This window comes from Gottfriedia endophytica (assembly GCF_017814275.1).
GTDB lineage: Bacteria > Bacillota > Bacilli > Bacillales > Bacillaceae_G > Gottfriedia > Gottfriedia endophytica.
Window position 1 is genome coordinate 1 of record NZ_JAGIYQ010000017.1, and the last position, 12,380, is coordinate 12,380.

Sequence of the window (12,380 nt, forward strand, 5' to 3'; positions counted from 1 at the left end):
GTCTTAAAAGTCTATATCAAAGATATGAATTTCTGCGTCAGACTTAATTTGAACCGCCGTATACGGAACCGTACGTACGGTGGTGTGAGAGGTCGGGAGTTAGTCGCTCCCTCCTACTCGATTAGGCAGGATAGTTGATCAAGGAATAGAACTTAGTCTAAATGAAATTATTTTTTCGGGGGAGTAACAATGCATTTAATTTTTACTATAATTGGTAGTATTGTATCCGGTTGGTTTTATGGATTTTCATGGATTAAAATTCAAGAAGGGTTAAATAATCACTATTTAGATGATTACGAGAAAGAGGCTTTATACAAACGAAGTATATTAGTAAGTTTCGTATTAGGGTTAGTTTTTTATTTCATTGGATGGTAATAACAATATCCACCTTAGGATAACTACATCGTAGTGTTGAGATTGTAGGAAATGAGGTCATTTGAATCGTCAATAGAAATTGGCATGAATGCTTGCCATACTTAAGAGATTGTAACTACTCGCGAGATTAACAATCGATTTAAGTTAGGAGTCAAATCAAAGTATGATGATGGTAGTTGGTTTGAATTTGAAAATGTAAAATCAGAAAAAGATTTTGAGAAAGATAGATTTATTAAATCTTCCAAATCGCTCATGGATTATCAAGTTATTAAACTAATCCAAACTTAAATACAAACAAGTGAAAAATAAAGAATCAGGAGGTAAAGAAGAATGACACCAGAAAATATCGTCGTTGCCTTCTCATCCGGAAAAGACTCAGTCTACACCGTTCATCAATTAGCAAAAGACAAAAGGTACAACATCGTATCATTGATTACGACCTGTACCGAAAATGGAAGCGTGACCAGCCATCACGTAGCTGAAAAGCTCGTTGAAAAACAAGCTGAAGCGATCGGACTGCCACTATTTATAATCAAAATGAATGTGTTTACAACGGAAAACTTCGAAAACGAGTTAATCAGAACCATGATGTATTTCAATGAACAATTTGGCGTAACCAAAATTGCCTACGGCGACTTATTTTTAGAAGAGGTCAAGAACTATAAGGAAGAGTTGCTAGCGAAACATGGATTCCAACTCCTGCTCCCTTTGTGGAAGTGTGATACGAAAACACTAGCACACGAGATTGTGAACGAGGGGTACAAAGCTGCCGTCATATCTATAGATTCCACAAAATTGAGTACTGAAGCATTAGGGAAAACATTGACGGAAGAATGGCTGGAACAGTTGCCTCCAGGTGTAGACCCGTGTGGCGAATACGGCGAGTACCATACCTTTGTCTACGATGGACCATTATTTGCACATACTGTTCCTATTGAATTCGAGACGGATAAGATAACAGAAAGGGACAAGTGGAAATTTGTTGGAATAAAAACGAACTAATCGGCATTATCCTGTTTTATTTTTCTATGGAGAGTTTCAACGAGATGAACGATACATAGGAAACATTGATCTTGATCATCACGACAGACTTATACCTATAGGAGTCAAATGAATTCAGTGTATAATGAAAATGATTCAATATAAAAAGTGGCAGAAATAATCAGGGGAATATAGAATGATCATTCTTGACAATAAACTGATCGAAAAATTGAAGAGAGGTGGTCCTTTGATGACAAATAGTAGAATGAATCCTAAAGTTGATGAATTTTTAAGTAAAACCAAAAAGTGGAAGGAAGAATTTGAGAAATTAAGAAATATCGTTCTTGACTGTGAGCTGACCGAAGAATTTAAGTGGATGCATCCTTGTTACACATTGGATGAAAAAAATATCGTTTTAATACATGGATTTAAAGAATATTGTGCACTTCTGTTTCACAAAGGTGCTTTATTACAGGATGCCCATGGGATTCTAATCCAACAAACGGAAAATGTACAGGCGGGGCGCCAGATTCGGTTTACCAATGTTCAAGAAATAGTAGAAATGGAAACCATCTTAAAAGCCTATATTTATGAAGCCATTGAAGTTGAAAAAGCTGGTTTGGAAGTTAAAAAGAAAGAGCATAAAGAATTCATCATTCCAGAAGAACTTCATAAAAAATTCGATGAAAAGCCTAATTTTAAAACTGCTTTTGAATCATTGACACCTGGACGGCAAAGAGCATACATTCTTTATTTTTCTCAACCTAAGCAATCGAAAACTCGAGAGTCCAGGATTGAAAAATATATCCAAAGAATATTCGATGGAAAGGGATTAAATGATTGTACTTGTGGGCTTTCTCAAAAGCAGCCTAACTGTGATGGCTCACACAAGTCATTGAAGGCTTAAGTATTGCCAGTTAAGAAAAGAAAAATACTGCATAAAAAAGTGTACCCTTTGTTTTTTTGCTAAAGGTACACTTTTTTGAACTAATGGGTACGATAGTTGAACAAGACTTAGGAGCTGAGTAATGATCAGCTCTCTTTTATTTTGCAAAAAGTTATTCATTTGGTTTTATTATTGCTAAAACTTGATGGTTGATAAAGTAATAGTTATGATGTCCTATCTTACTTGAATATAAATAAGTATTTACTTTATATGGAGGGCTGCTTTGACGTTTTTATATGTACCTTATTAATCAAATAGTCATTTTAGAAAAAAGGAATATTCTTTATGGTATTGAATATATTCAAGGGATAATAATACCTAGTCTTACTTTAACCCTGAAAATTAGGTGAAATGACAAGGAGGAAAGAGCCCGATATGTCTCATAAACATAATTATTTTAGTGCCCTATGTCTTGTAATATCAGGAATATTGTTTGTTATTTATCCAGCGATTCGTCCTTTTTCAGATGAATCAACTTTGGAAGGAGCCTCTGCTTTTGCATCCACAGAATGGCTTATAGCTCATATTTTTGCAATTATTGCTTTCACTCTACTACCTTTAGGTTTACTTGGACTTCATAACTCATTGAAAGGAACAACTTTGAAGTCACTGGCTTATTCTGCGGTTTTATTATGTATATTTGGTATAGGATTAACTTTACCTTTTTATGGAGGTGAAAGCTACGGACTACACGCAATAGGGCAGGAGGCAATGAAACGGCATTCAGCTGATTTAGTTAGTATTGCAAATGTTGTACGTTCTGGTCCAGGGCTTATTTTGTTTGCAATTGGTCTTCTATTACTCGCAGCTTCTTCTATTATAGTCTCAATTACTATTTGGAGGTCAGAAAGGTACCATAAATGGAGAGGTATCCCCTTCGCTTTAGGAATTTCTTTATATATACCACAATTCTTCGCAGGTCAACCGCTACGAGTAGCGCATGGATTTCTTGTTTTCATAGGATGTCTACTTATAGCGGTTAGCTTATGGAGGCAAGATGATTCAAATTACGTAAAGAAAGAATAAAGAAACATTCGGAGGAATACTGAATAGAACCCAAATTTTCACACAAGATTTGCAAAGTAGAGTTTAATTAGCTTTTGAAAGATCATAATTTAATAAGCTAAAAATTATAGTTCTTTGTTGAGTTACCATAGAAGAGAGAATTAAAGTTCCATTCTCTGTGGTGTGGCCGCGTTACATGGGTTGCTAACAGGTCTTCTAAAACTGCCCAAGTAATCTGCGGTTCACCATCTAAAGTTTTCATTGAGCCTACATTGACTTGATTAGGGTTAACTTTACCTATTGCCATCTATACTTGGTAAAATGTATTAGTAATCAAAATTATAGATAATTGGGATCTACCTAGGGAAACCACCCATACCCATGCCAGGGAAACCACCCATGCCCATGCCAGGGAAACCACCCATGCCCATGCCAGGAAAACCACCCATGCCCATGCCAGGAAAACCACCCATGCCCATGCCAGGGAAACCGCCCATGCCAGGGAAGCCACCCATACCCATGCCAGGAAAACCGCCCATACCCATGCCAGGAAAACCACCCATGCCCATGCCAGGGAAACCACCCATGCCCATGCCAGGGAAACCACCCATGCCCATGCCAGGGAAACCACCCATGCCCATACCAGGGAAACCACCCATGCCCATGCCAGGGAAACCACCCATGCCCATGCCAGGAATACGACGTTGATAATCTAATGTCATGTTTTCACCTACTTTTTAGAAATATTTTAATGCTTTTACATGCTATGCTTAAAAAAATTAAATGAGCTTATTCTCCTTTAAAATTAGGCAGAATAATAAACTAGATTTGTACATGTTATTCATAGAAAATGAAGTGGATCTTCTTAAATTAACTTACAGTATAGTCAAAGAAGGAAAATTAATTTAAATAGTAGAATTACATTCGAAACTATATAGGTTTTAATATTAATGATAGGAACAGAAAGTAGACTGTAAGTCAGTTATTAATAATGCTTGGGAGCTGAATGATGTTCAGCTCCTATTTTACTACTGGTAGGTTAGTTAAATAAGATGGATTACAGAAGATCGTCTATAGAGTCGATCATTTTTTTTCACTTTCAGATCAAAGAGTTACTATTTGAAGGCACGTTGCCACCAATTTTCTAGTAATAATTTTTATGAATTAGAAAAAAATAGTGTTAATGATAAGGAGGGAATGCGAATGTCTGTGAAAAAGTGGTTAACAGGATTGGCTGTTTTGCTTGCAATGATTGTGGTTACGACAACTCTAGGATCACTGGGCGTATTTGCCGAATCTGGTGTACTAACCCAGCCTATGGAGACAGTGAAAGCAATTGAGGTAAAGATAAATGATGATTATTTTAATCCGAATGCCATCACTATTCTCAATGGAAAAGCGACACCGTTGATATTGAAAAACGAAGGTAACAAAGAACACACCTTCACAGTGAAAAAGCTAGGAATTGACGTAGAAGTCCAGCCAGGAAAAGAAAAAAGCATTACCGTTAAACCAAAAATGCCCGGTACATATGAACTGATATGTCGGTACCATTTCGAGAAAGGAATGGTTGGAAAAGTAATAGTTAACTAACAAGCAGGGCCAATGAGCCTTGCTTTTTTAATTAGCAACGGTAACTTGCATATTATTAATACCATCTATCATTCTTCCACAAAAGAATGTTCCTTTAAGGGGGCAATTAAGTTTTAGAGAGAAATGGACAGAGGTAAATGGAATCGGCTTATTTTTTAAAGATAGTAGTTAGTTTCAATCAAGATTGTGTAATAAGATTTGCTGGCATGTTAAAAAACAGGATGATCAGTTTAAATGTAGAATATCTACAGATGTGATTTTCATAATTTCTTTAAAATGAATGATAAGTGTTAAAGGAGGAGATAGATTTGGAACGAAAAGATTTGCTTTTATACGTACTAGATTCAACGTTTGATAAGGAAAGTTGGTATGCTCCACTCAAAAATGCAATTGAAGGAATCACAGCTGAACAAGCTAATTGGAGACCAGCAGGCGAAGCAACCAAAACAATCTGGGAGAACGTTAATCACCTTATTTATTACAAAGAGAGGCTTGTTGCAAACATGGACGGCTGTAACTGGACACATAATCTCGACGGTGACGAAACTTTCCATCTCACTGAACAATCAAATGAAGAAAAGGAATGGAAGAAAGTTGTTGAACGTGTGGAAAATGCACACCATAATCTAAGACAGATACTAAGTCATATTTCCATTGAAGAGCTTAATGAAAATTCCCTCGAAGGGAAACTCATGGATATATTACTTCATGACGCTTATCATACGGGTCAAATTATTCAAATCAGAAAAATGCAAGGATCCTGGCCATCACATCGTTGACCAAAAGAAATATCATTATATTTTATCAATAAAATTATTATATCTCTTACCACATTTTTAATAGTCTATTAAATTAAAACTAAAATATAAAATTTCTTTTTATTAAGAAAATACAGAAAAATCATTTTACTTCGATTATTGAAATGCTAAGATAGTTGTATATTGCTAAAGAAGGAGGAAAGAAGAATGACAAAACGCCCTGTTACCGCAGAAGACTTATGTAAATTTAAGTTTGTAGGAGATCCTCAGGTATCTCCTAACAGAGACAAGGTTGCCTATGTATTAACTCGTGTTGATAAAGAAAAAGATGGGTATTACTCTTTTATCTACATAACTGATTTAAAAGGTGAAGGCAGAAAGTTTACTTCTCATTATTCAAAGGATAGTTTAGTAAAAGATATGTCTCCAAAGTGGTCACCTGATGGAACCACACTTGCCTTCTGTTCAAATCGCTCAGGAAAAAATCAGGTTTGGTTATTACATACTGATGGTGGTGAAGCGAAACAATTAACAGACGTTAAGCAAGGAATTGGAGAGTTTACTTGGTTTCCAGACGGAAAGCAGCTAGCTCTTACGATTACTGGAGAATTAAAACTAACCTCTGATAAGGAAGAAGTGAAGAAAGAAGAAAAAAGTGATGTTAAAGTAATTACTAGACTTCGTTATAAAGGTGACGGAGCAGGTATTTATAATGACGATCGTAAGCATGTTTATTTATTTGATCTTGAGACAAAGGCTTATACGAAGATAACTGAAGGAGAGCATGATTTTTCTCAGCCTCGCTTCACTCCAGATGGGAAAAGCTTATTCTATATCGGAACGAAAGCGGAAGATAAAGAGTGGGGTTACCTTCCAGCCATTTGGAAGTTTGACATTACTTCCAAGGAAGAGACTCTTTTCTATCAAGGAAATGGATATCTTATGGCACCATCTCTGTCACCAGACGGTAAGTGGCTAGCCGTTGCTGGACATGCCCGTGGAGAAAGAAGCCAGGGTAATGCGAATATTCTTCTACTTTCTATAGAAACAGGTGAGTTTACTAATTTAACAGAAGACTTTGATTACACAGTTGGAAATCTTGTAGGTGTTGATGCGAAGTATGACACGGCAGAACAACGACTAATTTGGGACTCTGCTAGCTCTACTATTTACTTTAATGCGACCGTTGGTGGAGATTGCCAGTTGTTTAGAGTAAATCTAGATGGAGAAGTTTCACCGGCCTTATCTCCTTCCGCTTCAGTAGTTACTTCATTTGATATCGTTAGTGATGATCAAGCTATACTTATTATGGCAACTCCTCATTCAACAGGAGATTTGGTTACTCAGGATTTACATAATGTGAATAACGCTTACAAGTTAACAAATTGGAATAAAGAACTATATAACGAGGTTCATTTAAGTAATCCTGAAAATTTCCATTTCGACAGTACAGATGGAAAGAAAATTGAAGGTTGGATTCTAAAGCCTTATGGTTTTGAGGAAGGAAAAACATACCCAATGATCCTTCAAATACATGGTGGTCCAGCTACCGCTTATGGAAATGGATTACACCATGAAATGCAATTAATGGCATCTAAAGGGTATATAGTGTTGTATACAAATCCAAGAGGAAGCCATGGCTATGGACATGACTTTGTCAACGCAGTTATCGGTGATTACGGCGGCATGGATTATGAGGATATTATGGCTGGTTTAGATTATGCCTTAGAAAACTTTAATTACATAGATCATGACCAATTATTTGTGACAGGTGGAAGTTACGGTGGGTACATGACAAATGTTATCGTCACTCGTACAGACCGTTTCAAAGCAGCCGTAACACAACGTAGTATTTGTAACTGGCACAGCTTCTATGGCACAAGTGATATAGGATTCTACTTTACTGAATGGCAACATGGACAAGCTGATTTATGGGATGATGCAGTTAAGCTCTTAAAGGTATCACCACTTCACCATGCTCGTAATGTGAAAACACCAATCCTTATCCTTCACAGCGAACAAGACTTACGCTGTCCAATGGAGCAAGCAGAGCAATGGTATGTCGCACTTAAGCGTCTAGGTGTGGAAACAAAGCTCGTCCGCTTCCCAGATGAAAACCATGAACTTTCCCGCTCTGGTAAGCCAAAGCACCGCTTAGAGCGCTTACAGCATTTAATTGGTTGGTTTGATGATCGACGAAAATAAGAATATTTTTTAATAAATGATTGGAGAAAGGATCTTTTAGATTCTTTCTCTTCTTTTTTGAAAAAATAGTAAATCTATTGTTTTTAAGTTGGAAAATAAAATTGTGAATTAATTGCTGTCAGAGTTAAGAAGTACTTTCTAGTTTTTGAAGATTATTTTTTTCCTGTTTTACAGACTGCCAGTTTTGTTCATAAATTTAATTAATGAAAATATCCTTAAGAAAGAAAGGAGGGTGAGAAATGAATTCATTTAGAAATAAGGTAGCTTTGGTCACAGGTGGGGGATCAGGGATTGGAAGAGCTATAGCTATAAATTTTGCCAATCAAGGATCAAAAGTTGTTGTGGCAGGAAGATCACCCAAAACCATAAATGAAACTCAGAACTTAATTCGAGAAATGGGGGGAGAAGCACTATCATTTCAAACCGATGTGAGTTCTGAAGAACAGGTTAAAAAATTAATTCAATCAACTGTAGATAGTTTTGGAAGTCTAGATTTTGCTTGTAATGCTGCGGGAGTAATGGGGAGTATTGCACCAATTGCTGATACTACAGAAGCGGATTTTGATACAGTTATCTGTACTAATCTTAAAGGTGTATGGTTATGTATGAAATTTCAGATACAACAAATGCTAAAGCAAGGTTACGGAAATATTGTAAACATCTCATCGATTAATGGTTTAGGAGGAACTCCGTTTGCATCACTTTATGCTTCAACTAAAGCTGGAGTTATTAGTCTAACAAAGTCTGCGGCACTTGAATATGCGAAATCAAATATACGTATTAATGTTATCTGTCCAGGTGCGATCCACACACCTTTATTGGAAAAGGTATTTAAGGAAACAGGAGTTACAGTAAGTCAAACTGAAGCAGTTATTCCTCAAGGAAGAATTGGAGATCCAAACGAAATAGCTGAAGGTGCGATTTGGTTATGCTCTGATCAAGCTTCATATATAAATGGCCACGTATTGGTTATAGATGGTGGTGAATCAGCTAAATGCTGAGTCTAATATCAAATTCATCTGTAAGGTGCTTTAGTTAAATAAACCGTCATTGATGGTAGGATGGTGTATGTTCAACAATCGGGGGAAGAGTTGAAGAAGGGATCGCTGCAGGCGGTCCTATTTTTGTTGAACGCCTATGAATATAAAAAAAGAATAAAAGATAGATGGATAAAAATAAGGTGATCCTTGTTCAATTACATACAAAGTTAAACTTCTATTTTTAGAAATTGTGCCGATATATGTATTAGTACCTATTTTAAACCGTATTATTTGTATGAATTTCGATTCAGTAAATTGAATTTCAAACTTGTATCGAAATTAATTTGTAATTATTTACAACTAGAAGTGTAGTTAAAGGAGAAAGTGATGTTTAAATTAAGTATTCAAGTTTCGTGCCTTGCAACGGTTATGTCACTCTTTGTGAGTCTCACTAATTACTTAGTCTCGTATTCAGTAGGAAATACGAGTATAACTGATGCGATTAATTATAATATTTATGTAAAGTATTGGGTATATCTCACAGCATTTTTTTTGGGGTTAACAATTCTCCTGTTAATCGTGTTTTTAATACTAAAACCAAAGAATAAACAATCAGATATATCAAATAATGACAGTGAATTTACTAATACATATGCCTATACAAATACGAGCGAAAGTGGCCCGGTAGATGAATATGTAAGTATACGCGTAAAGAAATCTGAGTTATCCAAATTTCAGGAATAGGAATGGAAGAAGGCAGACTGAAGATTTCTTATATATATAAACTGTTTACTTTTCATGTTGCTATTCTAAAGGCTTCCGGTGGGAGTCTTTTTATATTGACTATAAGTTGAATAAGAAAAGGACTTTATAAATAATAAGAGTAAATTTATTTGAAAAATATTAACCGGAGATGATTGGTTGTGTCCTTTCGATCAAAAATAGATACTTCCATGGTTGTTTTTGGAATCATAACAGTTGGTACCTTAATAACAGGATTAATCTCAACTTTATCTTCAGGAGAGAATTTTTTCACCAGATTTTCTTTATCAATTTTATTTGGCATCGTTATTTTATATTTTGTATTCATGTTTGTAAATACAAGGTATGTTATTACAAATCAAGATTTAATTATTTGGGATTCATTCATAAAAAGAAAAATACCAATTAATGAGATTAACCAAATCAATAATGTTAGTGATCTTATTTCAAGTCCAGCTCTTTCTTTAGATAGAATTGAAATTATTCATCATCAAAATAAGAAACTTTATGTATCTCCAATGAATAAAGTTGAATTTGTTAAGACTCTTAAAACTTATAATGTAAATATATTGTTAGATGAAAGATTGCAAACATAATTTGTTCAAGGGTGGCTACCACATACGATTCAATAAGTGGCCGGACTGGTGAATAAAAGATGCACATATTTGTTTATGAAAGACTTAATAATGAAAGCAGGTTAACAATGAAAGAATTAATTACAAATATGATATTTTTGATGTTAGGGGTAGTCATTTTCACAATTGAATTAGTTTATAAATTCAATGATACACTAGGGTGGTTATTGGCGACAGTTGGTGTACTACTATTTGGTATAGGTTTGTTTTATAAATCTAGGAAACCAATTAAATTTTTTATTGAGTTTTTTATACATTTCTTTTAAATCTAAAATTAAAAGAAATCTTTATTAAAAAGTGTTAAACTGATATTCATCACAGTAATGAAATAATAAGGAATGATTGAAAACAACATGAATATTTATGATGCTTTTTCGAAAATTGTTATTGAAAATAAAGAAGATACAGCTTTAGTACATAATGGAAATTCCATTTCATATAAAGAACTTGATGAATCTTGTTCTATCTATTCACAGTTACTCTTGAGCAATGGAGTCAAAAGTAGGGATTGTGTAGCAATTTATTTAGAGAATAGTCCGGAGTTTTTATATGCTTATCTTGGTCTTTTAAAGATAGGGGCAACTGCAGTACCGATTAATCCAGTTTTAACGGAGACGGAATTACAATATGTTTTGCAAAACTGTAATGCGAAAGCATTATTTATTGGTGAAAAGCAAAAAGAGAAACTAGAAAATCTAAAAGATACTTTTTCTCCTTTTCCCAGACTTTTAATAGTAGAAAATATTAAGATACTAAATTTTGAAAAAGAAACTCTTTTGTTAAATAATACAAGCGATGGTGAAGCTAACGATATTGCGGTCATTATCTATACTTCTGGTACAACAGGTAAACCAAAAGGAGCCATGCTAACGCATGAAAACCTCTATTCGAATGCAATGTCGTTTACGCAAGTGTCTCAAACAACAAAGCAAGATCGAATTGTAGCTGTGCTACCAATGTTCCATTTATTTTGTTTAACAGTAAGTGTAAACCTAAGTTTACTAAATGGCGCAAAATTACTCATTCAATCTCCATTTAACCCTACAGAATTAGTTCAACTAATTCGTGACGAAAAAGTGACATTACTTGCAGCGGTTCCAACGATTTACAATTATTTATATCACTTAGAGCATGTAACAAGTAAAGATTTCTCTACTGTAAGAACATTTATTTCCGGTGGTTCATCTATGTCTGTTGATTTATTAAAAAATATTCAAGCAAAATACGGTGTTACGATATTAGAAGGATATGGCTTGACAGAAACAGCTCCGGTTATATCTTTTAATCCATACAAAGGGACCTGTAAACCAGGTTCTGTTGGATTAGACATACCAAATGTAAAAACAAAAATCGTGGATGAGGTTGGAAATGAATTAGCAGCTTTAGAAGTTGGTGAAGTAATTGTTAGTGGCCCGAATGTTATGAAGGGTTACCTAAATAATAAAATTGAAACTGATAAAGCAATAAAAAATGGTTGGTTTTATACTGGAGACATTGGACGTAAGGATGAAGATGGCTATCTATTTCTATTAGATCGTAAAAAGGATGTAATTTTAATGAACGGATATAGTGTCTATCCTAGAGAAATTGAAGAAGTGCTTTATGCACATCCAAATATTATAGAGGCTGCTGTCATAGGAATTAAAAATGAGCGGACTGGTGAAGCAGTAAAAGCATTCATTGTTTTAAATGATTCAAATGTTACAGAAGAAGAAATATTTACTTACTGTAAAAAACATTTAGCAAAGTATAAACAACCTAGTGAAATTCAATTTTTAGAAGAAATTCCAAAAAACAGTACAGGTAAAATTATGAAAAGACTACTAGAAAAATAAAAAGTAGATTTTAAGAAGGATATTTTGATATTATTTCAATTTTGTATATGAAAGGATTTTTCTAAAGGTTTCTTGTTTTTATAAAGATTTTGTTATATGACACTGGTGATAAATAAGTTGATTGGAGTGGAAGGTGCGAGACTCCTGTGGGAGCAGCGGGACAGGTGAGACCCCGCAGGAGCGTAAGCGACGAGGAGGCTCAACGCCCGCCCCAAGGAAAGCGAGTGTCCTGGAGAGGAAATGAACTTATCACATTTTCAAAATAGCAATGAAGTTTACAGAAATTGCTAAATGATAAAAGTAGG

Annotated in this window: 12 protein-coding genes; 11 read left to right on the forward strand and 1 reads right to left on the reverse strand. The window is 34.8% G+C overall.

Going from position 1 to position 12,380, the window contains the following annotated elements; translation table 11 throughout:
• Positions 1 to 189: 189 nt before the first annotated feature.
• The 4 genes from J5Y03_RS17455 to J5Y03_RS17470 all read left to right on the forward strand — a co-directional run bounded on the left by J5Y03_RS17455 (position 190) and on the right by J5Y03_RS17470 (position 3,328).
• The gene (locus J5Y03_RS17455; RefSeq protein WP_209407291.1) at positions 190 to 375 is read left to right on the forward strand and encodes a hypothetical protein; all 186 of its coding nucleotides are present in this window, start codon (positions 190 to 192) and stop codon (positions 373 to 375) included.
• 330 nt (positions 376 to 705) lie between these two features.
• Positions 706 to 1,377, forward strand: a complete 672-nt coding sequence (locus J5Y03_RS17460; RefSeq protein WP_209407292.1) for a Dph6-related ATP pyrophosphatase — start codon at positions 706 to 708, stop codon at positions 1,375 to 1,377.
• 229 nt (positions 1,378 to 1,606) lie between these two features.
• Entirely contained in the window at positions 1,607 to 2,263 is a 657-nt protein-coding gene (locus J5Y03_RS17465; RefSeq protein ID WP_209407363.1) for a DUF1801 domain-containing protein, read from the forward strand.
• A gap of 414 nt (positions 2,264 to 2,677) precedes the next feature.
• Complete coding sequence (locus J5Y03_RS17470) at positions 2,678 to 3,328, forward strand: hypothetical protein (protein ID WP_209407293.1); 651 nt, start codon at positions 2,678 to 2,680, stop codon at positions 3,326 to 3,328.
• Positions 3,329 to 3,663: 335 nt separating this feature from the next.
• Here J5Y03_RS17470 and J5Y03_RS17475 read toward each other — a convergent pair whose 3' ends face one another.
• Positions 3,664 to 4,029 carry a hypothetical protein gene (locus tag J5Y03_RS17475; RefSeq protein WP_245208950.1) on the reverse strand — a complete coding sequence of 122 codons (366 nt, stop codon included), beginning with the start codon at positions 4,027 to 4,029 and terminating at the stop codon, positions 3,664 to 3,666.
• Between the two features lie 481 nt (positions 4,030 to 4,510).
• Here J5Y03_RS17475 and J5Y03_RS17480 point away from each other — a divergent pair, with 481 nt between their 5' ends.
• From J5Y03_RS17480 to J5Y03_RS17510, 7 genes are all read left to right on the forward strand, one after another.
• On the forward strand, positions 4,511 to 4,900 hold the full coding sequence (locus tag J5Y03_RS17480; protein ID WP_209407364.1) for a cupredoxin domain-containing protein: 390 nt from the start codon (positions 4,511 to 4,513) through the stop codon (positions 4,898 to 4,900).
• A 308-nt stretch (positions 4,901 to 5,208) separates the two neighbouring features.
• Positions 5,209 to 5,679 (forward strand): DinB family protein, encoded by a 471-nt coding sequence (locus J5Y03_RS17485; protein ID WP_209407294.1) that lies wholly within the window; start codon positions 5,209 to 5,211, stop codon positions 5,677 to 5,679.
• Between the two features lie 186 nt (positions 5,680 to 5,865).
• Entirely contained in the window at positions 5,866 to 7,863 is a 1,998-nt protein-coding gene (locus tag J5Y03_RS17490) for a S9 family peptidase (protein WP_209407295.1), read from the forward strand.
• Positions 7,864 to 8,102: 239 nt separating this feature from the next.
• Positions 8,103 to 8,864, forward strand: coding sequence for a glucose 1-dehydrogenase (locus tag J5Y03_RS17495; protein ID WP_209407296.1), 762 nt, complete (start codon positions 8,103 to 8,105; stop codon positions 8,862 to 8,864).
• 902 nt (positions 8,865 to 9,766) lie between these two features.
• Positions 9,767 to 10,201, forward strand: a complete 435-nt coding sequence (locus tag J5Y03_RS20145; protein WP_209407297.1) for a PH domain-containing protein — start codon at positions 9,767 to 9,769, stop codon at positions 10,199 to 10,201.
• A gap of 59 nt (positions 10,202 to 10,260) precedes the next feature.
• A complete protein-coding gene (locus J5Y03_RS17505) occupies positions 10,261 to 10,506 on the forward strand; it encodes a hypothetical protein (protein WP_209407298.1) in 246 nt (81 codons plus the stop codon).
• Positions 10,507 to 10,578: 72 nt separating this feature from the next.
• The gene (locus J5Y03_RS17510) at positions 10,579 to 12,075 is read left to right on the forward strand and encodes a long-chain-fatty-acid--CoA ligase (protein ID WP_209407299.1); all 1,497 of its coding nucleotides are present in this window, start codon (positions 10,579 to 10,581) and stop codon (positions 12,073 to 12,075) included.
• The last annotated feature ends 305 nt before the right edge of the window (positions 12,076 to 12,380 follow it).